Consider the following 24,616-nt stretch of genomic DNA (forward strand, 5'->3'; position numbering starts at 1 on the left):
CCGACTTGATCAGAATGACTGAGACGCTGGGAGTTCGCACTAATCGTCCTGAACAAACGCAAGTATGATTTTACAAGTTCATCAGTCGAGCCCACTTTTCGCGCAAGGTGGCTAATCTTTGCAGCCGCTATTCCCGCTTCAGGAGGGCTCGTCTTGTCCACGCCTTTGATTTCCGTCGTTGACGACGACGCCTCAGTCCGTGCGGCGACAGAGAATCCTTTGAAATCGCGTGGCTACATCGCCCAAATATTTGCGTCGGCCAAACACAGAGGAGCCCGGAGCAGGCTAAAACGCTTTGAGAAGCCGTACGGTTGATTGCGATTGCTGCGGTTTGGAATAACCGGCTTGGTTCCGCGCTCGTCGAGTTCTTCACGCAATTCGGCGCTATCATAGGCTTTGTCACCGAGCATCCGTTTCGGCCGCTTGACCCTGCGGATCAGGCGTTCTGCGATCAGACAGTCCTGCGCTTCGCCTCCAGTCAACAGAATGGCGATCAGGCGCCCCTTAGCATCTGCGAGTGCGTGTATCTTCGTGTTGCGCCCTCCGGCGAGCGACCAACAGCCTGCTTCTGCCCCCCTTTTCCGCCCGCTGCCGAGCGATGCGCTTTGACGTGGGTGGAGTCGATCATCTGGGTGTCCGCTTTACAGCGAGAACGGCCGGGCCGGGATCGCGACCTGCTTCATGATCGGGCTCTTGCTGTTCAAGCACATTTACGGGCAGCCCGATAAGGGGGTGTGCGAGCGCCGGGGTCACGACCTAGAGTTCCTCCAGCACGCTTTCACGCACGAGCGCTCGGACCTGAGCCATTGGCGCAAGCGGCGCGGCGACAAGCTGGAGCTGCTGCGGACCGAGCCCCTGCGGGTGGCGCACGAGGCCGGCACGTTACGCAGCCAGGAGCTCAAGCACGTCACGGTCGATACCACAGTGCAGCCGAAGGCCATCACCATTCCGACCGATGCCGAGCTGCTGCATGCGGGCATCAAGGGCCTCAATCATTGGCGAGAAGGCACGGGGTCAGGTCCGGCAATCCTATGCTCGCGTGGCCAAGGCCGCAGCGATGATGGCTTCCCGCTACGCTCGCGCCAAACAGTTCAGGCGGCATCAGGGACAGTTGCGCATCCTGCGTAGCAGGCTCGGCCCAATCATTCGCGACATCCGCCGCAACGTCGAGGGCCAGCCGGCACTGGAGGAGGCCTTCGCCCTGTCGCTCGGCTGGGCCGCGCAGTTTCGTTCGCAGCAGCAGCGCCAGCGCGGCTGGAAGCTTTATTCCTTCCATGGTCCGGAGGTGGAGTGCATCGGCAAAGCCAAGGCCGCCGCGCCTTACGAGTTCAGCGTGAAGGCCTCCGTCGTCACCAACAATCGCCGCGCTCCCGGCGGAGTGTTCGTGCTGCACGCGAGCGCAATGCCCGACAATCCGTATGATGGGCACCCCTGCGGGACGTCATCGAGCGTACCGAGACGCTCACCGGCTGTCCGATCGAGCGATCCTATGTCGACAAGGGGTACCGCGGCCACGATGCGCAGAATCCCCGTCGCGTCTTCATCTCCGGCCAGAAGCGCAGCATCTTCGGTGTCATCAAGCGCGAGCTGCGCCGTCGCTCTGTCATCGAGCCCATCATCGGGCACATGAAGGCCGAAGGCCACCCTCGGCCGCTGCTACCTCAAAGGCCGCGCCGGCGACGCCGCCAATGTCGTCCTCTCAATCTGGCTTCTTAACTCAGGAGTTGGAGCCTGGAGGCCAAAGTGCGCTTCATTCGGCCACTGGATCCGGATGCTAAGAAGACGGATGCCGTACCACAAGCGGCGCTCTATCGAGTCGCTTAACTAGTCTCGTCTCGCGTCACCTGCGTGCCCCGCGCTCCGTTCCGGCAAAAGGATACCCTGGATAGCCGCTAAAAGCGGAACCTAACAAGGACTTGCAGAACGCAGGCGTGAGCTTGCCGCGGTGGATCACGACGTCTTCGTGACCCATTGCAGCTCGAGCGTTCTGCCAGAGGCGATTGTAGCCGCGCTGTTCGTTGGATTTCACGTGGCAAGCGGCGAATTCGGCGTCATCCAATGTCGTTAACTGCCACGCATAGACCGGCCGCTTCGTATGGATGTGCACCCACATCGGATTCACCGTACCATTGCGCAGTGGCGTAGGCTGCAGCTTGAGCTCGAACAGCGTTCCCGGCTCACCCTTCAGCGCGCGCGGTGACTCCAAGGGAGCCAACTCCTCGGCCGCCTGCAACCGTTCGAGGTACTTCTGCGAGGGAAACGCATAGGTCTTCATGCAATCGATCTCGATCGAAGCCTTTTGCGCCGTCGCAGTACGTGCCTGCCCCTTAACCTCCGACAACATCGCCTTGAGGCGGACTATTTTTTTTTGCACTTCGGGCACTTGGATAGGCGTGAGTAGGCCGCGCCGGCGAGGTTCGTCCAGCGCCTTTACACAGGCCTCAATCTCCGCGGATTGGCTCTGCAGCCGCTCAACCACGGTGTCCACGACGTGCTCGGCATCTTCGGGCTTCATGTGGCGCGCTTGCGAAACGGCTCTTTGCTCACTGGGCAGATCGAATTGCAAGAGTTCGTCCAATCGCGCGAGCAGGCGGGTCAGTGTCTCCTTCGATGGCGGGGCCTGCCATATTGCCAAGTGTTCCCTCGCGGACGATGACATCCTCGTATGCGCCTCTTCCGCGCTCGCGAGTTTCTTCGTGCCCAGATCCGAGAGCACAATAACCTTGGTGGTTCGCGCCGTGTCGGCTTCGGGCCTAGCGAGCTGCGGCTCGGGCTGCCCGGCTGCCGAGCTCCCCGCACCTCCGGCCTGCCTCCGCTTGCCCTTCCCTTTCCTTCGCGCTGGACTGCCTTCGGCCGCCGGGTCGTTGCCGGCAGTGTCGGCCGGTGACGCAAGGCCAGCCCCCGTTGGCGGTGCAATGATGGCTGGTGTCTTCGGCTGCACTGCTAGCAGGCGCATGACCTCATGGGCCGTGACCCACGATCCTTCCACGATCTGATCCAACAAATCCAACGGAAGCTCGGGACTTGCTCCCTTATTCCTTAGCTCGGCAACCATGTTGGGCAACGCCGACGCAAATTCCGATAGCCGCTCCATGACCCCTTCCAGAACGGCGCAGTGCTCTGCGTCGAGGGCTTGTCCTTTGCTGTTCAGAACAGCGTCGCCCGTTGAGAGGAATGCCGGAACAACATCGCCCATGAAGGTTCCGAGTAGACGCGCCCGACCGTTCTCACCCAAGAGGATTTGCCTGACGGCCGGGTCGAGCGTGCTCGCGTGCGACTCAATCATGACCCGCGCGAGAAGGACTTGCGATTGCAGATGCACGCACCTCGTATTCAGTGCCCAGCCGGTATGCAGCCGTAGTGTCGCCTGTTCGGCCTGTCGCCTTTCGGCCGTTGCACTTGGCAAGCTGGCAGTGGCCGCGCAGACGGACTGCATCCGTTCAGAGCGCAATGCCTTCTTTTCCCACCACTCCGTGCAGGCCAAATAGTGTTTCGCCACACCGGAAGCCGCTCGGATCAGCTGGTCGGGCGGAGCATTGGATTGGCGCATCCGCTCGAGTATCTTTCCCGCATTCTCCCTACTCTTCTCCAAGGCGTAGATAGTCGGTTCGGCCAGCGCGTTGCATTCGTTCCCCGCATTCAGAGTCCGGTCACGAATTCGGCAAGCCTGCTCTTCGGACAGAATGCTGCGCGCCACATCTGGAGACAGGCTCGCGTAGTAGTCCAGAACTGCTGCGCCTGCTTTGACAACCTGATCGATCAGCTCTTGCGCCTCAGACGAGCTCTGAGCGCCCATGGCAGCGCTGTGGCAAGCATCAAGTTCCTCAAGCAGGCCGTCCATATTTTGTTTCGCTGCGTTGATCCCCTCCTCGCTTGAGGAAATGGGGACTGCCACACCCGAAGCTGAGGGCAGGCTCGCGAGCGTCGCCATTCTATCTTCTGAGCGCATCCGTTCCACGACGGAGTTGAAAACTCGGTGGCCTTCCGCAGGGACAAAATTTGGCTCCAAATGCGCACTGCTCGATACCGACGTGGTGTCGGCTCCCGCAGCCCCAACGTGCGGTTCGCCAGGTCGGCCAATGCCCGTCATGTTCCATCTCCAATACGGTCAACAATGCGCAGCGTCCCTGGATAGGCCGCCTGGCTGACGGCTGGCTGACGAAGGATGCTCTCCGAATGCACAACCCCGCCGTCGGAGTTCCAATTTCATGGAAGCTGTTGTGGTGCTGAGGCAGCAATCGGGCATGACCCATAAGGTGCGGGATAATCGATTGTAGCGCCGGTCCGCATTCCGCCGCCTCGCCGTGACCAGTATGGAAATGTGCGCTGCCAGAAATAGCCCTGCCAAAGTTATTCCCGAATACCGAAAGCCGTCGAGCATGGCGAATCGCAGGGTCGATTGTCAGGCTTTCGGCAGCAGCAAAGCTCTTATTAACCGGGACGAGATGCTATTGGTTGACCAAAGAGTTTCGGATCCAACTATGCGTAGATCTGGCTCGATGTGGAACGTTCCGTCAACTCGACCTCTTCTTCTCGCGTTCGAGTGAGCAGAACCTACGCTGCGCAAATCCTTTTCAGAATAGGACCTCGCCGAGGATGCTGCCCAGTTAAACGCACTTAAATTAAAAATAGCGCAGTGAGCGTGCCAAGCACACCGAGCGCCAATCTGATATCGGCGAACTACCGTTAGCCGGTCTCGAAGCAGCAGAAAGCGTGAGAATCGGTTCCACCACCAAGATTGCTCCGACCGATATCGCGAGGATTATGCAGATATTTCGAGATGCATGTATCCCAGTGCATGTCCGAAGACGAGAAGGATACCGCCGAAGGGTATTAGCAGAAACATCGGCAAGAGCGTTGTTAGGTCCCCGCCGGCCTTTCCAAACTGCTTTGAGGCAATCAACCCTGCGATTATCGAAAGCGCTACTAAGAAATGGCGTCCACCATTCACTCTTCAATGCTGAGCACATGATCCGAGGCTGGCGGCATGGGCCTGAACATGACCTCGGTCCGGATCAAGGTCACCTCTCAAGGATGTGAAACCGGAGGTGACGCGATGCCTTGTCGTGCCGCTCACGCTGCGCCTTGATCGGCCGCATCTGACACTTCAGGCGGCGTTTGGCTGGACGAACAGCCATCTCTTGGAGTTCCTGGCCGACGAAGGACGTCGGGGTATCCCTGATCCCAGAGGAGATTTTTGGCCTTCAGCCCATCGATGCATCGCAAGACGCGGCTCTTCAATATGTTCAGGAGACCGGCGCGAAGACGATCCATTTATCTCTATGATTTCGGTGACAGCTGAGACCAAGTGATCAAACTCGAAAAATGGTTCGACACCACGACGATAGAGGGACTTCCCTTCTGCTCAAGGACGTCGGCGGTGCGCCCGGCTATGCCGAATACCTCGATGCCAGCGGCGACCCTACTCATCTGGAATATGAAAATATGCGCTTCTGGGGCCCGCACAGTTCGATCCCAACCTCGTCACCCCGAGGATGCTCGAGGCCGGCGCCAGCGCATTGTCCATAATTTGGAAGCCGCGGCGTCGCGGCACGCGGCTCAAATAGATGTCAAGCGTCAATCATCAAAAGGGCCGCAGAGCTACGCCTACAGTCCGATTACCGGTCTGGCGCGCCAAGTCGGCAATGAAGAGGCGAGGAACTTCAGCTCGTTCACTTCAGCCGGAGTGAGTTTCTGGCTGACGGACCGCAACGTTTGTCTTGCCGCTTTGGGACCAACCCCGGCAAGCGCGCGCACGCTCGACGGCTTGCGAGGGATAGCTGCCAACCGGGCGCATGCTTGAGCTCCACCATCTGCTTGCCGATGTAAAGCTTACGAGAAGGACCGGACATTAGATATAATCTAGCATCCCAACGGAGCAATCGCGGTTGCTGCCACAGAGCAGATAACAGCAGACCTCCGCAACGTTCCCGAGGTCCTCACTTAACGAGTAACGCACATTTGCTCTGTATGAAGTCCAACATCAGCGGAGCAGGCAGCCGCAATAGTGTGGCCGGCAAGCCAGAGGAATGAAGTTCAGAACTGTCGAAGCGCTCAAGCTAAATGATCTCGAAGTATCTCCGACGTTCAAAGTCGGTGACCCGATGTTGAACGGCTTCCCACTCCCAACGGCGCGAGCAAGAAAACGCTTCAACAAACCTTTCTCCGAAGACATCACTTGCCGCCGCAGACTCTGCAAACCGAGAAGTTGCCTCCGATAGGCTTTGAGGCAGTCTCGCGGACGGCCGACACATTTCCGCGCTTGCATCACCGACGATCGAAGCCGGCAGTGCCGGACCTGTCTCGACGCCCAATATTCCCGAACCAATCGCACTTGCGAGCGCGAGATATGGGTTCAGGTCTGCGCCAGGCAGCCTATACTCCAGGCGATGGGCAGATGGCTCTCCCGGAATGGCGCGAATTGCGCAGGAGCGGTTGTCAACTCCCCAGCTTGGACAGATTGGTGCCCAGCAGCCAGGTACCAATCTCTTGTAGCTGTTGAAGTTCGGCGCAGCGAGCACACAGAACTCATTCATGTATTCTAGTTGTCCGGCGATGAATTGCCTCATAAGCTTCGAGACGTTGCCGAACGCATCACTGTCGTAAAACGCGTTCTGACCATCCGAGGACATCGAGATGTGAATATGCCCGGACTGGCCGGGCCATTCCTCGGAAACCTTGGCCATAAATGTAGCCATCATGCCTCGCGTTTGCGCCCAGGCCTTTATCATCGACTTGAATATGGTTGCTCGATCGGCAGCTTCCAGCGCATCACAATGACGAAGTGACGCTTCGACCACGCCAGGTCCCGTTTCAAAGTGCAGTCCGCTGAGAGGTATTCTAGCCTTCTCACAAAGCGCCAAGATCTCATCAAACAGCTCATGTTGCGCGACAGAGCGCGCAATCGAGTAGCCGAACGGGCCGCGAGTTAAAGGAGCCCACTCGCCGAACGGCTTTTCTTCAATCGTGTCTGCGTTCTCCTTAAACAGCATGAATTCAAACTCGAACCCGGCAGTGCAGTCGTATCCGTGTTCAGCAGCCCTTCGCAGGACCTTACGCAGAATACCGCGCGGGCAGATGTCCTCATGTGCGCCCGTGAACTCCGCGAGGTAGAGATATTGATCGCCAAGATGAGACACCGAACGGCCGGTGCCTGACAGAATACGAAGGTCAGCATCTCCGAACGCTGATAGCGGCTTTTGCGTGAAACTGGCCGGAATGACCCGGTCCGTACAATCCCACGCCAGCACCGCTTCAGAGAACTTGATAACTTTATCTCCATCCGAGAGATCTTCACCCAAGACGTGTTTGCCCCGCAGAACGCCATCGAAGTCGCTTGCGCCGACCATCGCCACGCGGGATGGATTCGCTGCGGTCAACCTGGGATCAGTTGGCATTAGTCGCGGTCCTGCATCACTAAATCGAACACCTGGTCCATCCGCATTGCTCGCAACTTGCGATAGTCGCTCTCAAGCTGAGTCAAGTCGCTATTCACGAGATAAACGATGCCTGGTGTTGACGCCAAGTCGATCGTGGGAACTAGCTCTTGACCAATCGGAACGAATGCAATGGCATCCGCGAAACTTGGGAGCTTGCGGATTGCTTCGAGTCCCGGGTAACCGGCAACGACACCGCCCATATCTGAGATCAGCGAGACGCAAAGTGCGTGAGCCTGCCGCTTGTAAGGCCCGCGCAGCCTCATATATTCACCAAAGCCGTTGGGATCTGCGTAGCGCCAGGCCGTCAGGGTCATATGGTTGTGCCCCAACGCCATCGTTCGTGCTTTTGCCGACATGGTCCCTTGAAGCCTCGCTCCGAAGTCCACCAGGACCGGTCCCCGATGATCGACGATGATCTCAGCATGAGCCGGTCCGTCGACGATCTGTAGTGCCTGCAACGCACGCTCCAAGTAGTCTGACAGTTCCTGAACGATTGGTTCGCTGCCCTCCAACAATCTCTCAAGTGAGCAGACCGATGATGCCCCCTCAATTGGAACCGTGTCATATGTCCAGGCCTCCGTAACGAAGGCTTCCCCGTCCATCGATACGGCATTGACCGTGTATTGCTGGCCATTTATTTTTTCTTGCCCAAGGGCAAAACGATTCAATGCTCCGACACGGTTCGTCTTCCCGACAATTACGCTAAGAGCCCGCTGAATATCAGCATCTGTCGAGCAAAAGAATACATCCTCGGTACCCGTACTGTTCAGAGGCTTGATCACGATCTGATCGAACTTCGCTTCGCGCTTCCAGCTCGCGATCTCTACAGGACTGTCGGACACGATTTGTCTGATCGATCGCACGCCTGCGGAGGTGAGCGCGCAAGACAATCGCGCTTTGTCACGCCGAGCAGCGGATAGCGCGGTCCCATTTGATGGTAAGCCCAGCCGCTCCGACAAAGAATCGGCGAGTTCAACTCCGGTCTCGCAGCCCGCGATAACGAACTCCAATTCCCGGCCATGGAGAGCCTGAAGATGATATTCAACGATGTCGTCGTACCCCATGCGCTCCCTGGGGCGAATGACTTCACCATACAGATCCGCATTGAAATGCGATTGGAATATGGGCGGAATCTGTGCAGCCGACATCACATGCACCGTTCCAATTCCATAGCGCTTGAACTCTTCCGGTAGGTATCGGCCGGTAGAGTAGGCGTCTACGATTACACAATTCCGTTCTTTCATGCGGATCTCCGATACTGCAAGTAGATGTTGCCGACAGCAACAGCCGTAATGAGAACATTTCCAACGAACGTGTGTGACGAAGGCACGATGCGAGAATCGAAGTACTGGAACAGGAAGGTGATGATAGGGGCGGTGGACAGGACCATGTTGACAGTGAAGGGCTCTACGTGCCGAATGCCCTGCTGGATCAAGAGCAAAGGAATAAGGATCGTCGACAGCCCAATTGCTGCGATCGTAAACCAATGCTGCGAGATCTCAGGCAAGATAGATGAATGATCGACTAGTCCCAGCAGCAAGAGAATCGTTCCATAAAAGCGATGCGCCAGGACTTGTCGGCCGGAAAACCCACGATCGAAGAGCAGTTTGACAAGTATATTTGTAAGGGCCAGCGATAGGCCGGCCACGATGGCCAAGACGATGCCAAAGGACGATCGAGCCCCCCACTCCACGCCTGCGTTGCCGCTGGCCGAGATCCAAATCATGTAAGTTCCGATCGTTGCGATCGTGACGCTCACGACAATATCGGCTGCTGGAGGGGCACCCTGGCGCCTGATCAGTGCATTCAACCACGCTGTTGCGGTGGGCCCCAGCGCCACCATGAAGGCGACGACGATCGCGGGTTCTGCGTATTTCAATCCGATAAATAAGCCGATCCAGCTGATTGCTGTCACGACATTGAGCGCGACAAAGACCAGGAGCGACCATTTCGTCACCGTTGCCCCGCCTCCCCCGTGGCGAGCCAGGAGATTGAACATCAGACAAACCACAGCGAATGACAGCAGGAGCGCGACGAACACATCCGCTTGCTGAAAGTACGACGCTGCATAAACCTCGCCTGCCGCGCTCAGGACGACGTAAAGCGCCACAAAGAAAACTCCTAGAGCGAAGCGATTCGCCAATCTTCCAGTCTTCCTGTGCCCGCGAGGCGACGCACGGCCCTCGCAGGACCCGACGCGTGCGTTGGCTCCGAGGAAATGTCCTTTCGACGTGCACGGACCACGTTTGGTTCGAAATGTCACAATCCGCCTCTAGCTCTTCTTAGTCCGGTAGTACCCAACACACGCCTCTCCAAACGCCTTGAACAATTGCTTGCTGAGGAGATCGCTTGAGACGTGCCATTCGGGGTGCCATTGCACACCGATTTGCAGCGTCGGGGCGCCAATGACCGAAGCCGCCTCGACCAAACCGTCAGGCGCCCACGCCTCCCGTCTCAGCGCCGGCGCAAGCGCCTCGATGCCTTGATTGTGCAGCGAGTTGACTTGCGCTTCGATCGTCCGCGCGATTGGAAAGAGCGCGCCATCGGAACATATCTTGACGCTGTGGGCGGCGTCGTACTGGCGGTCTCTTGAACGATCTGGCTTCTCGGCATGCATCGCACCACTTTCCGGCCTCCACTCCGCAAGCGATGAGCGGAGCGTGCCGCCGAAATAGACGTTGAGTTCCTGAAGCCCACGGCAGATGCCCAGAATCGGCATTCCGAGCGCGATGGCGCTCTCTATAGTTACGGCAGAGAGCCTGTCCCGCGGACGGTCGAGGATCCCAACCTCAACGTCCTGCCGGTCATCCTCCGTCAAGGACGCGGGCGCTCTCAGGACGGCGGGGTCGATGTTCGATTCATCACCTGTCAACACCAAGCCGTCGAGCCGGCGCATGATCGCCGGGACGCCCTCCTCCCTCGCATCTTCGGCGTCGACCGTCGGCAATATGACGCAAGCCACTCCCGCCTGACGATGGAGTGCCTGCAAGTACTTGCGCCGCAACCAGTCGCGGTGCACAGCATCGACCAGAAGACGGTTCGAAGTGACGCCTACCACGGCTCGGGTGCTCTCTGGCCGTAGCAACGTCACGCCACCTGCCCTCGTGTGCGAACCTCGGCAATGGACTGCTCATACAACCGTCGATTTCGCTCTTTTAACTGATCTATGACGCTAGGTTGACCTTGAGGTCCCTTGACAAAGAGCCCGCCCCAGGTCGCGGCAACCTTCGCATAGTTCGGATCCTGCATTCGGATTTTCTGAGCTTTGCGCAACAGCCAAAACGGAATGCCCGGCGAAAGGTGATGCTCAAGGTGGTACTCATCCAAATTCTGCCCGAGGACGGCCCGCTCGAGGAAATTTCCTTTCCGATTCCGGGTGAGATAGACGTTCTGCGTCTCGGTTTCGCACATAGGTGAGTGCTCAGCGAGCTCGATAAACCATCCGAGGACCTGAAACGTGGTGAGATAGGGCACGATCCAGAACAGGACGACGATATAGAGCAGCCCAACAGCATATGACCCGGCCAGGATGCTGATCCAGAAGAGATAGAAGCCATACTTGTCGACAAGTATGCCTGAGCGGCTCTGATCCTCGACATCTGTGACCGAAAATCGATTCGTCCAAAGGTACTTCAGATATGCCACTGTCGCGCCGCCGAAGATCGGCTTCCAGATCATGTTGAAAGCGTACCGCTCCGGAGGCTGCACGTCGTAAACGCCGCTGGCCAGGAAGAACTTCAGGTCGGGGTCCTTGTCCGGGTCTCCAAGATAGGGGTGATGCAAATAGACGTGCGAGATCCGGTAGGCCCAGTGGCGCTGGAACAAGGGGTACGAAGCGAACAGAATGCCCAGGACGTAATTCCAGGTCGTGTTCTTCGCGAGCGTGCGGTGAGCCGCATCATGAGCGATGGTCGTCAATCCGCGCTGATAGGCACCAATTAGAAGGACGGCCAGCGGGTAGAGCCACCATGAGACCCACACAGTCGCGAGCGTGCACGCAGTGATGATAGCGTAATCTTTGGCAATATATGCGGCTCCCGTTATGTTGTCGGGCCTCAGCTCAGAGAGCTGCCTATTGATCTCTCGGCTGAATTGAACGGCCTCATAACGTGATGACCTCAACTTCCAAGCGTCTGCCTGATTCATGAGAACCTCCTCCTGATCGCCTTGCAGGTTGTCAGATTGCGGAAAGCGCCTTGTCCAGATCGCGCAGGATGTCGTTGACATCTTCGATGCCGACGCAAAGCCGGATCGAACCGCCAAATATGCCGGCGGCTTCGCGCTTTTCCCGCGGGACGGTGGTGTGGGTCGTCGAGACAGGATGGGTCACCAGCGTGCGCGCATCGCCTACATTCGAAACGTGATACATCAAGTCGACGTTCTGGATGAACTTGCGCCCGGCTTGCTCGTCCTCCACTTCGAACATGACCATCGCCCCGTGGCCGTATGCAGCACTCAGTGTCTGTTCGACGATTTCCCGATCGGCGCCTTCAAAGAGCCCCGGGTAGAAGACACGGCGTACTTTTGGATGCTCCTTGAGAACGTCGGCCACGATCCTGGCATTCGCGCAGTGCTGCTTCATGCGAAGTGGCAGCGTTTCAAGCCCTTGTATCAGTTGAAAGCTCGCAAACGGAGCGATGGCCGCGCCGGTATCGCGCAACCAGGTCATGCGAGCCTTGAGAAGAAACTCGCTCTTTCCTAGATCGTCGACATCGCGCACCGCGTTATGCCAAACAATTCCGCCATGCGCATCGTCGGGACGGTTGAACAAGGGAAAGCGAGAGGCTCCCCGGTAGCTAAACTCGCCGTTGTCAACGATCAGTCCACCGAGCGTCGTGCCATGGCCGCATATATATTTCGTTGCGGAGTACGTCGTAATGGCAGCGCCGAGATCCGACGGCCGGCATACCAGTGGCGTCGTCGTATTGTCTACGACCAAAGGCACGCCGTACTTTCGGCCGATCTCAGCCAGCTGTTTGACGGGGAGCGGGATCAGACAAGGATTCGAAATCACCTCTCCGAACAGGCATATCGTGCGATCATCAATGGCACGTTCAAACGTCTCTGGCCTTCGAGGATCGGCCGTCCTCACGCTGATCCCAAGACGCTTTAAGGTGTTGTGGAGCAGGTTCCAGGTATTGCCATATAGATACGGAGAGGCGACGACATTGTCCCCCACTTCGCCACTTGACAGGTTGACGACAGCAAGGAACGTCGCTGCTTGACCTGACGCAACGGCGAGCGCGTCCTTTCCCATATCGACGGCGGCGTAGCGCCTTTCCAGCGCGCGCGTCGTTGGATTGATAATCCTTGTGTAGGTGAACCCATCGGCCTTGACATTGTAGACGTCGGCAATGTGGTTTAGATCGCCATCGAGTTCATAAGCCGTATTCTGGTAAATCGGCACTGCGACGGCTTTCGTTGCTACGTCACGCCGATAGCCCGCATGCAGAACAGCAGTCTCGGCCGAAAACGGCAGCTGCCGCTCCCCAGCCGCTCGCGCCGGCATCGTTACGCGAGCCCCGCATGACTCTTGGGCCGACATCGGCGCCGCTGACCGAGCCTGACCGGACCGGAAATATGTACGAAAAGCGCAGCCTAACTGCTCGATCCAGCTGGATTGGATTTCCCCAATACAACCGACGCGGAAGCTGCGCGTCGCAACATGCAGCTTCGAGTAGATGTAAAGGTTGTGGGCCGCCAAGTGGCGATACAGCCCATCGAATCCTGCTTGGTCCACGATTCCGGATGGCGCACTGAACGCGACGCAGACCGGCGACTGCAACTCCGTGGACAGCAGCGGAGACACCACACCTTCGAGTTCTTTGACGAGATCGTCCCTGACCTTCTCATACCTGCAGCGCCTGGCATCAATGCCCTCCTCGTGTAGAATCTCCAGGGCCTTGGTCGTTGCCTGAACGATGTGTGTGGGAGGGGTCGATCGCCATTCACCCGTGCGCTCGAGCGAGAGCCATTGATCTCTCACGTCGAGCACAAACGACCTCGGTTCTTGAACTGCATTCTCCAGCAGCTCGCGAGACGCGATGACAAACGCTACTCCCGGCGGCCCCTCTATGCACTTGTTGCTCGAGGTGACCAGGACGTCAGGTCCACTCTGGCGCAGATCAATATTAAGGGCGCCGAAAGAACTCATCCCATCGATAATGGTCTTTACGCCACGTCGCCTCGCCTCCTCCACGATCGCGTCCAGCGGATTGACGATTCCGGTTGTCGTCTCACAATGCACGAAACACAGGTGCGTAACGCCAGGATTTCGGCTCAGATGCTCGCCAATTTCTTGCGGATCCAAAGGATCGGTCGCTCGCTTGACAAGCCTCAGTGCTTCGACGCCCCACAGCCGCAAAATCTGCAGAATGCGCTCGCCATAGATGCCGTTTATGCAAACGAGCGGCCTGTCCGCTCGGGACACAAATGAAGAGAGAGCGGCTTCCATTGCAAAAGAGCCGCCTCCCTGAATAGGCACCACCGAATAGTCTTCAGCGTTTCCCAGCAAGCTGAGCATCAGCCGCCTCATGCAGGCGGTCACTTCCTTGAACTCGCAATCGCGCGACGCGAGATCAAGCAGCATCCGGCTTTTGACTGCCAGCGATAACGACAATGGACCAGGCGTCAGCAAAGAGCGCTGTCTTGTCAAACCATTCCTCCTCAAGTTGTATTGGTCAATGGATCTGGAGTATGCCCGCGCCACCAGGGAGACCCTGTGGCGAGCGTCGACTTCTTCGGTCAAACGCCATAGATCGCAGCCGCGTTTCGGGTCGGCCTCCGAAAAGCCTGCCGCATGACAAACCTCCATATCTCATCGCAGATGCACGGCGATCTTTGCAAAGCTCTCCTCACCGATAAAATTCAAACCTCCAAGAAATTGGCTCCGCGACCACGCCCTCGAAACGCAATTGGCGCCGACGCGCGCTCTTATCCAGCCGTCACGCATGCGCAGATTTGAGCGCGGCTGCCTTCTTGCGTCACGAAGCGGCGGGTTGGCCGACCGACTTACGTGTGAACCTGCGCATTCAGGCACACTTGACGTTGGAAAACGATGCAGTCGGATCATCGCGCCCGGATGCAGATCAAGGTATGGCACACTTGATCATCGTCGTTCGCAGCTGGAGTCTGATGCGTGGGCTCAAGACCTGGTGCATTCGCACTCCGTCGCTCGTTGGAGGGTTTGTGACGCCGATGACCGTCGTCGTCCATTTCGAGATCGTACAACTTGACGTTAGGGGCGTTTCAACCCTCTCGCGGGATTTTCTCGCGTGAATTTTTTCTGACGTACTCCCATCTGGCGGCGACAAGCCGACGTAGGCAGCAGAGTGCGGAGATTCACAGCGAGCTACAGTGAGAGTCGGACATCAGGACGTCGGCATCCGCCTGCAAGCGCGATACCTGCAGGTAAGTGATGGCCCAATCTTCCGTTCACGTACGATCCTCGCCATACCCCCAGATGGAGGTAGCGAGCTTCTCCGCCGTGCAGGCGAGATCCTCCTGGATGCTGGTACCTGGAAAATGTACGCGCTCGTCGCACATGACTGCCGGTATCACGTCGTTGCGCTTCAATGGAGCGGCCTTCGTCGAGTCCGACTTGAAGACAATTGGGGGCCTTGGATCTCTGGCCGTTTAGCAGATCAGTTCGAAACCTTTCGGCGAGTCGCCGTGAAGCAGAACATGTCGTCCTGCTTAGGACTACGTCGAGCCAACTCCAGGCGATGGCACGTGTCCCTCTCTGCGAGCAATCGCTAGGCTGGCAGTATCGAGGCGATCTGGTTGGACGGATCGCACCTCCGAGCCGTCCTGCTCGCGTTGGCTCCTCTGCAGCGCCTGCTCGTTGATGGCGAGCTTGCGTTCGACGCGGCGTACCGCGCGGTCGAACAGGTTGACGGCGGACCAGAGCGGGTCATCAAGACATCGTCCTTGTCGCTTGTCATGGATGAACTCCCTTGCCTTTTGGGCCGCGCCCATCGCCGGCTTCATGGCAGGATGGCTAAGGATCGCGGCTGCTTTGTCTTGCGATGCGAAGGCGCGGCGCGTACGCGGGCCGCATCGGTCGACGAGCGGCGGGCCAAAAGGAAGCAAGCTTTCCGAAAGCTGGCAGGTCGCGACAGGAGGGAGTCGGGGTCGACTGCTAAGTTCGGATTGGTCAATATACTGAAGCAAGCGCCCGCTCGCTGGATGCGGCCAGGCTCGAAAAACGGGCCCCACCCTCATACTGCTGCGCGAAAGATCGAAGCCGGCCGAGACGCTGCCTGGCTTGGCTAAATGGGAGCTCGGCGTCGCTGCCGCACGCGTAGCAAGAAGCGCTAAGCGAAACTCAACCGACTGGGGCTCGGAATTCCTCTCTGGCCTTTGTCATCGTCGTAGATTCTCATCTGGAGCATGGAAGGCACTTCTTGATCTCCTCCGCTCCCGCCCAGGCTCAATCTCTGCTCGCGTACGCGGTCTCGAATTGCCCGTCACTTCGAGCACGCAACCGGAAGCGGGCGCTCGAGGAGTGGGTGCGACACTTTTGTTCGTTTAGAGCGAAAAGTCCGATCGCGGGCCAGCCCGAGCCGCATCGTCTTTGGCCGGGCCCGCAGGATATTCGATGGAGCGATGCGAGGGACATCTAACCATTAAGAATTGAGCGCGCCATCAAGACATCCACTACCGCTTCCGCTGAATGCTCTAGGGTCTGCTCCATGGTCCTCAGATGAATCTCCGGTGTTGTTGGTGCTTCGTAGCACGAATCGATCCCGGTGAAGTCCTTGATTTGGCCGGATTTCACTTTTGAATACAGGCCTTTTGGATCTCGCCGAGCGCATTCCTCGATCGGCGTATCGACGAAGACTTCTATGAACTCATCCTTGCCAACCAGGCCGCGCACCCTGTCCCGTTCGGCCCTAGAGGGCGAGATGAAGGAGCAGATCACGATCAAGCCGCTGTCCGCCATCAACTTGGCAACTTCACCGACGCGCCGAATGTTCTCCACGCGGTCCGTCTCCGAGAAGCCGAGGTCCGCGTTTAAACCGTGCCGCAGGTTGTCGCCATCCAGCAGCATAGTATGCCGCGACATGCCACACAGCTTTTGATCAACCAGGTTGGCAATCGTCGTCTTTCCAGCGCCAGACAGGCCAGTGAACCAGATGACGCAAGGCTTCTGATTCTTGAGCGCGGCGCGCTCCCTCCTGTCCACGGATAGCGCTTGCCTAACAATATTGGTGTCCCGCCGGAGCGGAAAGGCGATCATGCCGGCCCCGACCGTACGATTCGTGTAACGATCGATGAAGATAAATGATCCGGTCTTTCGATTGAGCTCGTATGGATCGAATACTGCGGGCATTGCGGTCGCAACATCGCAGAAGCCGATCTCGTTTAGGGAAAGCATCCCGGCGGCCAGATGCTCACAAGTGTTGACGTCGATCCGATGTCTAATTGCGGTAATGCTGCCGATAATCGTCTGCGATCCAATCCGCAGGAGGTAATTGCGTCCGGGAGCGAGCGGCTCGTTGTCCATCCAGATCACATAAGCGGCGAACTGGTCGGCGACCTTCGGTCGGTCGTCCGGCCGCGACAGAATGTCGCCACGGCCGATATCGATTTCATCTTCCAGTGTAATGGTAACCGCATCGCCGGCTTCGGCGCCGACAAGGTCGCCATCGTGGGTCACGATCCGCTTGATGCGCGTGGTCCGTCCCGACGCGGCGACAACGATCTCGTCTCCTGCCGAGATCCTCCCGGAAGCCACCGTCCCGGCATAGCCCCGAAAATCCGGGTTTGGGCGGTTCACCCATTGGACCGGAAAGCGGAAAGCCTGGCCTGCGGTGCCGGACGGGATATCAATGCTCTCCAAATGCTCGAGCAGGCAGGGACCATCGTACCAGTTGGCATGAGCGGAGCGATCCACAACGTTGTCGCCGTAGCGGGCCGAGATCGGGACCGGAACGATCGAGGTGAAGCCGAGACCGGCGGCAAAGGCCAGATAGTCACGGGCGATCCGATCGAAGCACTCTTTGTTGTATGCGACAAGATCGATCTTATTCACTGCCAGCACGACATGACGAATACCGAGCAGCGAACAGATAAAGGAGTGGCGGCGGGTCTGAACCATCACGCCTTTGCGGGCATCGATCAGGATGATGGCGAGCTGGGCATGGGAGGCGCCGGTAGCCATATTGCGGGTATACTGCTCGTGGCCGGGAGCGTCGGCCACCATGAAGGAGCGCCGCGGCGTCGTGAAGAAGCGGTAGGCGACATCGATCGTGATGCCCTGCTCCCGTTCGGCCTCCAGCCCGTCCACGAGTAACGCGAAATCGATGTCATTTCCGGCGCTACCGTGCTTGATGCTGTCGCGTTCCAGCACCGTGAGCTGATCGTGGTAGATCATCTTGCTGTCGTGCAGTAACCGGCCGATCAGCGTCGATTTGCCGTCGTCCACCGAGCCACACGTGATGAATCGCAGCTGATCCTTTGTCCTGGCCGGGACCGCTTCCGTTGCCGGCTTTACAAACATCAAAAGTAACCTTCCCTTTTCTTCTTCTCCATTGAAGCGGCTTCATCGACATCAATTAGGCGTCCCTGGCGCTCCGACACAGTCGCAGTCCGCATTTCTGCGACGATGTCTTCAATCGCCATCGCGTTGGATTCAATAGCCCCGCTCAAAGGATAACATCCAAGCGTGCGAAAGCGGATCATCCGCATTTCCGGCGTCTCGCCGCGGTTAAGCGGCAATCGCTTGTCGTCGATCATGATCGTCGCACCATTTCGACGTACTGTGGGTCTTAGTTTTGCGAAGTAGAGCGGAACGACCGGAATCTTCTCGAGCATGATGTATTCCCAGACATCGAGCTCGGTCCAGTTTGACATCGCAAACACGCGCATGGTTTCACCCTGGCGTATCCGTGTGTTGAACAGGCTCCAAAGCTCCGGCCGCTGGTTACGGGGGTCCCATACGTGTCCGGCCGAACGGAAGGAGAGTATCCGTTCTTTTGCGCGACTCTTTTCCTCGTCACGCCGGGCGCCGCCAAAGGCGGCATCAAATCCGTGGAGGTCGAGGGCCTGCTTCAGCGCGTCTGTCTTCATCACCTGGGTATGAAGCGCGGAGCCGGAATCGATCGGATTGATCCCGCGCGCGATGCCCTCCTTGTTGATATGGACAATCAAGTCGAGACCGAGTCGCTTGGCTGTCGCGTCTCGAAAGCTGATCATCTCACGGAATTTCCAGGTCGTGTCGACGTGAAGCAGGGGGAAAGGCAATTTTGCCGGATAGAACGCCTTGATCGCAATGTGCAGCATCACGCTTGAATCTTTTCCGATCGAGTAAAGCATGACCGGCCGTTTGAACCCGGCGACCACATCACGCATGATTTCAATCGATTCAGCTTCGAGACGGCGCAGATGTTTCGGCAGCATATATCTTCTTTTCGATGCAGGATCTCTGTTCTTCGCCGTTCAGCTCCAGCCCAGAGTGGAGAATATGCGCGGAGGAAACGGCCGGCCAAGCGGCCGGCTAGTCCATGAGGTCGAGCTCCATTGGACAGCAGACTTGCAGACGCGGCAGCATTTCGTATTCTTCCGCTGGTGCGGCCGGCGCCGGCTTCACACCTGATCGGGAGATCAGCTCGTGCGGGTTACGGATCTTGGCTAAATCAACCAACGTGTTTTGATCGCAAGCATTCAGATCGCCCATCGCCCTAGGAGTTATTGAGGATCCGCTCAAGCCGCTCGACTTCGCCTCGCAACATCTCGATAGCCGCGTCGCGGTTCTCCGAAACGTTCCAAGCAGTATGGACCGGCTCTCCAGCGTGAGAGGGACCGGATAATGCTCCGGCCTTGGTACTTCGCAAATCCCACCAAGTTCGGAATATTCGACGATAGAGTTCGGTTACCTCACTTCCCCTATCCAGCACTCCGGCTTTCTGTGCACGCACCAGTTCCTGCTCATATCCGAGTTCTAGCAAAAGCTCAGCGCCGACCAAATCAGTCACGGTTTGCATCTCTTCGACGCTCAATTGAGATTGCCATGATTTGACAGAGTTTTCGTCGACGGCCTTTCGTTCCAGGATATTTCGATCCCCAAAGCTGCTGGATCGAAGATAATCTGCTTGTCTCATCCCAGCCGATGCGACGGCCGCTGGGTCACAGCCGAGCCCCTTCAACAGACGCCGGATTTCCTCGTCCGGATGCGCCACGAGCAATTCGTATTGCACGGACTGTGTCTGCGGGCGAGAGCGGTGCGCGGCGAGCTTGGGAAGGCCCAGAACCAAATCGGCGAGTGAAGTTATGATGACGTCGGGCAGACGGAGCATGAGATCGGCGAGACTGGATACGCTAACCGAATGCGGGCTTTCTGTCCGCAGCGGGATGCCCCACGTCGATTTCAGTGAAGCGGCGATGGCATAGGGATTGCGCATCAGAAGGATGTGTGGCGCTTCTGGATAGACAGATTCAAGAAACTCAAGCACGGTCCAATACCGCGGTGTCTTGTCTATGATGATGCGCTTGCCCGCGTCCGCCAGATACTGATCGTATGCTGCATCGGCGTAAGCGCGGCTGGCGATCGTGCGATCTATCCGCCCCAGGAACTCCGAGGTCGCGGCCTTGATCAGTGAGCTGCCGGCCGGATGGCGCTGGTCCACCTTGCCAAATGCTTCAAGCGCCAGCATCAACCAGGGTTCAGGCGGAGCCACAATGTCTGGATGGTGCTGGAGCAAATGCGCCAGGAGTGTCGTCCCGGATCGTGGAAGACCAAGAAGAAAGCACACCGCAGGCGAACGGCCGAAACGTCCGCTCATCGTTCAGACCCTCGTGCCTGAAATGCAAACTCTGCCGGCGCTCGCTCGATTGAGCGAAACAAGCCAGCCGGGGGATCACATGGACGGCCGCTCCCGTGCAAAGTATCAAAACAAGACTTTTGTGTAGCACTCATGAGTTTAGTCCGTTCGGTTCGATCGATCGGCGGGATCACCGAAGATAACTGCAGTCCGCCCCCTCGATTGCTCGACAGTTAAAGCGACGTCAAGCGGCAGCTCAATTACACGAAGATCGATTGCGGATATGGGAAGGTTGGAAAGAGCTATACGGACGTTTGCCGAAGGCCGCCCGCGGTATAGGAAGGCTATTACGTGTAGTCATAAGTTGCCGTTGCTGGGGCATTGAAGCTCGGCATACCGGCGAGCGCGGCAAAGAAGCAGCCCACATCGCGGACATCTCACTTGGCGACGCGCAGCTATCTTGTCAGCGCGCATCGATCCTAATGCAACTTTGCCGTGCATACTGCCGTTGGTCCAAAACACTGAGCCATAGCTCCGGCCAGCCTGTTGTTCGCAAGCCCATCCGTCCGAACTAGACCAACTGTTTGATTTACCTGCACTTGCAGCACTGCCGCCCCCTAATCGGCGCTAAGGACGTTGTAAAGGACGGAACCTGGCTTAAGATGGCTGATCCAGCAAGCGCGCTTGGCTGCATACTGACGGAAACGAGATTGTCCGGCCGATCACATGGGAGGACCATTGTGCTGGGCATAACTGGGCCACAGTGGACGATCCTGATGGCGGTGACCTATTTGGGCAGAGAAAAAGGGGTGTAACGGCCAATCTGGTGTCACGATTTATGCACGTCGACCCTTCCTTCGTGACGACCCCCTCAAAGTTGCTAGAGAAAAACGGTTGCTGCGGTATAAGTCCTCCGCAAACGATGACCGGATCCTGCAGATGTCGCTGACGGCCAAAACGCGCAAGCATCTCGACATTGGCGCCACGACAGACAGCGCAGGATGAGCTCACTTTTGATGACGAAAGCGGCATTGACCGATCAAGCGAGTTCATTGCCAAGGCTGCCACAGTGAGACATCGCGTGGAATGGGCCCGCTCTGGCATTCAGAAGACCAAACGCACGACGGTCAGAAATGGAGCTCGCTAACCATGAGTCTCCCATTCTTCGAATATGTCTTGAAGCAGCGCGGTCGAAGGTGGTTGTGGTCCGTTCACAACGCCGACGGCGCGCAGGTGATGACGGGTTCAGGACGTAACCGCTCCGCCGCCATCTACCAAGCTAACAGAGCGCTTTTTCAATTGCTGCTGAGCGCGCCATATCGCCTCGGAGCTCGAGCTATCCGACAGGCTCGGCGGGGTCGGCTTACGCCCAAACTTTAGCCGTACTCCTACGACGGAGCTTTCGATTACCCACATTTCCAGCAGCTGCGATTCTTTAAGCCACGCACTTAGAGCACCAAGTCGTGCAGCCCGCTCCAGGGCAGATTTCCTTAGCTCTGTAGTCAGAACTTTAGGGACTTTCAAGGCTTCGTCGAGCGCGTCATTGATGAGAGCGGCGTCTCCGGGATCAATTTCGTATATCATCTTCAAGGCCGCAGCGAGTTCGGTATCACTCCGCCTCGGCGGACGCTCAGGAATGTCAGTGGACGCAAGGCTCAAGTCTGCGTAGCAGACATACGCAAGCTGTCACTGCAGTGATCCATCCAGCAATAAACGAAGGCTTACGGGACAGTTACGATCATTCTGATTCCTCGTCAGCTTCTAGAAAGCTAAGCCTCTTAGCGTGAACGTACTTATCCAGACCGGCGCTAGCTGCTCAGATCTGACTAGGAGAGTGGGATGGAGGCGTTCAATAAGCTCAACCCATTCGAGACCCATGTCGATCAGATGTACTACGATCGGCCGCAACAGCAGCAGGCCGACCAAGCCGGATTTCAGCAGCACGTGAATGATTTGCGTCTTCACGGTCGCCTGCCTCCCAATTCAATTAACCTCGGCGAGCCGCCCTGTGTTGCTTCGAACAGAGGTGCGGATCGTTCGGGAATGCCGCACGAGGATGTAGTCCGACAAGGCACCTCGCGGTCCCCGTCGGATTCGTTCGCCTGCTCTGAACGAGACGATCAGCATGTGCTTTTTCCGGTCGCGGATCGCGACGGGCAGTTGCCGGATGGCAATTTCAGTCTGACAGATGATTGGCACGCCATGGATTCAGCTGCCGATTGGCCGCCTTATAGTGTCGATCAGGAGGAGCATTCGTGGGCCGAGGCCGGTGATGTAGCGCCGGAGTCGTCAACATCCGGCGCAAATCGTTCCGCGCAAAATTTGGGGGCATCGATTCTGGGCCGACAGCCCCGGCCGGGCGATGGCAATACCTCTGGACTGACCCCGGCCGCAGCGCAGTGGACCATAGCCTTGCAAACGGGGGCTCCGGGGCGCGCAAGCGGTCAGACGCATGAGGATCCTGTCTTCAGCGAGTCGCGGCTTAACCAGATCCTGGATGGTTGGGCCGAGGAGGAAGGGCAGTCGCAAGACGAGAACCGCGAAGAGGCTGTAAGGCGAATAAAAGCCTGGAGTGAGGCAGGCGACGTCTACGCAGGGCTGGAGCTCTTAAATCTATCCCTGACGACACTGCCGGCCGCCCTTCCGCCTGGGCTTCAGTCGCTCAACGTGAGCGACAACGAGCTGGTGCACCTGCCTGACGCCCTCCCGTCTAGACTGCGGGCGCTCGGCGCCAGCGGCAACCGGTTGACCCGCCTGCCCGACACACTCCCTAGCGGGCTTCAGTCACTTGCCATCGGGGGCAACCGGCTGACCAGTCTGCCTGAAAAGCTTCCAGAGGGGCTTTTGACACTCGCGGTCGGCAGTAGCCGCTTGACCGGCCTGCCAGATACTCTGCCGGATGGGCTGCAGGACCTCGACGTCCGCGGCAACCGGTTGACCAGACTGCCCGACGCCCTTCCCATCGGACTTCAGTCACTTGCCGTCGGCGGCAATCGCTTGACCGCCCTTCCCAACACACTCCCGCCTGAAATCCAAGAGCTCGAAGCCGATGGCAACCGGCTGACCAGCCTTCCCGACACTCTCCCCGTCGAACTGCAAGTGCTCTTTGCGCGCGACAACCAGCTGGACAGTTTGCCCGAGACCCTCCCCCCCGAGCTCCAGAGACTTCACGTCAGCGGCAACCGGCTGACCAGCTTACCCGACAATCTCCCCGTCGAACTGCAGGTGCTCGAGGCACGCAATAATCGGCTGAGCAGCTTGCCGCAGGCGCTGCTAACCCGGCTAGGTTTTGGGTGCATGGTTTATTTGGAGAATAATCCGCTCCCCGAGCAGGTGCGTACGAGTTTGGCGGAAGCCCTCAATTCCCGGGGCTATGACGGCCCGCGGGTCTTCTTCTCGATGGGCGAGGGAACGGCGGTGAATCAGGAACGGTCGCTGGCCGAGGTGGTAGCGGACTGGATGGACGGGGAGCCGGAGGTGATCGACGCCTGGCAAAACTTCGCCAGCGAAGCGGGGGCGCCGGAATACGCGCTCTTCCTCGATAGGCTACGGAACACCGTAAATTATGATAATCCTCATTTCCGGGAGGCCGTCGCCGAGGATCTGCAGCAGGCCGCGATCAGACCGCACTTGCGCGAGCAGTATTTTCAGTTGGCTTTCGGGGCAAGCGAGAGCTGCCAGGATCGCATCACTCTGACCTGGAACAGCATGCAGACCGCACGCCTGAACGCTGATGTCGAGGACGGGGCCTATGACGATCGGCTCGGCGAGCTCATCCAGAAGGCTCGGGTCTTGTTCCGCCTGGGCGAACTCGAGCCGATTGCCCGTCAAAAGGTCAACTCACTCCAGTTCGTCGATGAGATCGAGGTCTATCTCGCCTATCAGGTCAAGCTACGTGACCGGCTGGACCTGCAGCTCATCGCCCCGGACATGCGGTTCTATGACATCTCGTACGTCACTGAGCACGACCTCACCGCAGCCGAGACGCAGGTGCGGAATGAGGAAGCGGCGGGGTTCGCCGATTTTATGGCAACTCGCTGGCAGCCCTGGGAAACGGTGGTGAGCCGGATTGCCCCCGACGCCCATGCAGAGATGCAGAACCGGCTCGCCGAGGCGATGGACGGGGAGTTTCCGAGCCGGCTCGAGCAGCGACTCGCCGAACATCACCTGACCGGAAACAGCGACGCCGAGTTGCAGTTCGGAGCCCAGATCCGCGACGAGATCGCCCGCGAGATCAAGGGCGCACTGATGCGGCAGGTGCTCGCGGATCATGCGCTTGAGCTATGAAGCGGCCGTCCACTCGGCGAGGATGCCGGCGCGCCGAACGGGCTGTTCGTTGAACGTTATGCCGGCAGGATTAGGCACCTGGCAGGCACGAGGCCGCGCAGAGGAGCTTCGAAGACCGCTTGACGA

General features: G+C 58.2%; 15 protein-coding genes and 2 pseudogenes. 4 read left to right on the plus strand and 13 right to left on the minus strand.

The window, feature by feature from the left end; genetic code table 11:
• Positions 1 to 233: 233 nt before the first annotated feature.
• A complete protein-coding gene (locus tag BRAGE_RS53145; protein ID WP_084334753.1) occupies positions 234 to 527 on the minus strand; it encodes a transposase in 294 nt (97 codons plus the stop codon).
• A 106-nt stretch (positions 528 to 633) separates the two neighbouring features.
• On the opposite strand from BRAGE_RS53145, the pseudogene BRAGE_RS49500 reads away from it, so the two are divergent.
• A pseudogene (locus tag BRAGE_RS49500) lies at positions 634 to 1,702 on the plus strand (IS5 family transposase); the annotation flags it as partial.
• Positions 1,703 to 1,840: 138 nt separating this feature from the next.
• On the opposite strand, the gene BRAGE_RS0128585 reads toward BRAGE_RS49500, so the two are convergent.
• Positions 1,841 to 4,090, minus strand: coding sequence for a hypothetical protein (locus BRAGE_RS0128585; protein WP_027562701.1), 2,250 nt, complete (start codon positions 4,088 to 4,090; stop codon positions 1,841 to 1,843).
• 976 nt (positions 4,091 to 5,066) lie between these two features.
• Between BRAGE_RS0128585 and BRAGE_RS56950 the strand changes: the two genes are divergently transcribed.
• Both BRAGE_RS56950 and BRAGE_RS57755 read left to right on the plus strand, forming a co-directional pair.
• Positions 5,067 to 5,312, plus strand: a complete 246-nt coding sequence (locus tag BRAGE_RS56950) for a plasmid pRiA4b ORF-3 family protein (RefSeq protein WP_231164276.1) — start codon at positions 5,067 to 5,069, stop codon at positions 5,310 to 5,312.
• Entirely contained in the window at positions 5,309 to 5,803 is a 495-nt protein-coding gene (locus BRAGE_RS57755) for a hypothetical protein (RefSeq protein ID WP_246669162.1), read from the plus strand. The genes BRAGE_RS56950 and BRAGE_RS57755 overlap by 4 nt, the downstream gene beginning before the upstream one ends.
• A 256-nt stretch (positions 5,804 to 6,059) precedes the next feature.
• On the opposite strand, the gene BRAGE_RS0128590 is transcribed toward BRAGE_RS57755, so the two are convergent.
• The 11 genes and pseudogenes from BRAGE_RS0128590 to BRAGE_RS53160 all read right to left on the minus strand — a co-directional run bounded on the left by BRAGE_RS0128590 (position 6,060) and on the right by BRAGE_RS53160 (position 20,224).
• Positions 6,060 to 7,397: a glutamine synthetase gene (locus BRAGE_RS0128590; protein WP_027562702.1), complete on the minus strand. Its 1,338-nt coding sequence runs from the start codon at positions 7,395 to 7,397 to the stop codon at positions 6,060 to 6,062.
• The gene (locus BRAGE_RS0128595; RefSeq protein ID WP_027562703.1) at positions 7,397 to 8,683 is read right to left on the minus strand and encodes a hypothetical protein; all 1,287 of its coding nucleotides are present in this window, start codon (positions 8,681 to 8,683) and stop codon (positions 7,397 to 7,399) included. Before BRAGE_RS0128595 ends, BRAGE_RS0128590 begins: the two co-directional genes overlap by 1 nt.
• On the minus strand, positions 8,680 to 9,582 hold the full coding sequence (locus tag BRAGE_RS0128600; protein WP_027562704.1) for a DMT family transporter: 903 nt from the start codon (positions 9,580 to 9,582) through the stop codon (positions 8,680 to 8,682). Before BRAGE_RS0128600 ends, BRAGE_RS0128595 begins: the two co-directional genes overlap by 4 nt.
• A 129-nt stretch (positions 9,583 to 9,711) precedes the next feature.
• On the minus strand, positions 9,712 to 10,497 hold the full coding sequence (locus BRAGE_RS0128605) for a gamma-glutamyl-gamma-aminobutyrate hydrolase family protein (RefSeq protein WP_231164275.1): 786 nt from the start codon (positions 10,495 to 10,497) through the stop codon (positions 9,712 to 9,714).
• A 29-nt stretch (positions 10,498 to 10,526) separates the two neighbouring features.
• On the minus strand, positions 10,527 to 11,585 hold the full coding sequence (rtxC, locus tag BRAGE_RS0128610; protein ID WP_027562706.1) for a dhydrorhizobitoxine desaturase: 1,059 nt from the start codon (positions 11,583 to 11,585) through the stop codon (positions 10,527 to 10,529).
• Positions 11,586 to 11,616: 31 nt separating this feature from the next.
• The gene (locus BRAGE_RS57760) at positions 11,617 to 14,094 is read right to left on the minus strand and encodes a 2-aminoethylphosphonate--pyruvate transaminase (RefSeq protein WP_167336528.1); all 2,478 of its coding nucleotides are present in this window, start codon (positions 14,092 to 14,094) and stop codon (positions 11,617 to 11,619) included.
• Positions 14,095 to 15,140: 1,046 nt separating this feature from the next.
• Positions 15,141 to 15,428 carry a hypothetical protein gene (locus BRAGE_RS54930; RefSeq protein WP_141263263.1) on the minus strand — a complete coding sequence of 96 codons (288 nt, stop codon included), beginning with the start codon at positions 15,426 to 15,428 and terminating at the stop codon, positions 15,141 to 15,143.
• A gap of 631 nt (positions 15,429 to 16,059) precedes the next feature.
• Complete coding sequence (gene cysN / locus BRAGE_RS0128640) at positions 16,060 to 17,943, minus strand: sulfate adenylyltransferase subunit CysN (protein WP_027562710.1); 1,884 nt, start codon at positions 17,941 to 17,943, stop codon at positions 16,060 to 16,062.
• Positions 17,943 to 18,848, minus strand: a pseudogene (gene cysD / locus BRAGE_RS0128645) (sulfate adenylyltransferase subunit CysD); the annotation flags it as partial. The pseudogene cysD and the gene cysN, both read right to left, overlap by 1 nt.
• Positions 18,849 to 18,939: 91 nt before the next feature.
• Positions 18,940 to 19,119 (minus strand): hypothetical protein, encoded by a 180-nt coding sequence (locus tag BRAGE_RS56070; RefSeq protein ID WP_035730147.1) that lies wholly within the window; start codon positions 19,117 to 19,119, stop codon positions 18,940 to 18,942.
• 4 nt (positions 19,120 to 19,123) lie between these two features.
• Positions 19,124 to 20,224 carry a sulfotransferase family protein gene (locus BRAGE_RS53160; protein WP_084334755.1) on the minus strand — a complete coding sequence of 367 codons (1,101 nt, stop codon included), beginning with the start codon at positions 20,222 to 20,224 and terminating at the stop codon, positions 19,124 to 19,126.
• Positions 20,225 to 22,042: 1,818 nt separating this feature from the next.
• On the opposite strand from BRAGE_RS53160, the gene BRAGE_RS49525 reads away from it, so the two are divergent.
• Positions 22,043 to 24,490 carry an NEL-type E3 ubiquitin ligase domain-containing protein gene (locus BRAGE_RS49525; RefSeq protein ID WP_027562713.1) on the plus strand — a complete coding sequence of 816 codons (2,448 nt, stop codon included), beginning with the start codon at positions 22,043 to 22,045 and terminating at the stop codon, positions 24,488 to 24,490.
• Positions 24,491 to 24,616: the final 126 nt, after the last annotated feature.

This window comes from Bradyrhizobium genosp. SA-4 str. CB756 (assembly GCF_000473125.1).
Lineage (GTDB): Bacteria > Pseudomonadota > Alphaproteobacteria > Rhizobiales > Xanthobacteraceae > Bradyrhizobium > Bradyrhizobium arachidis.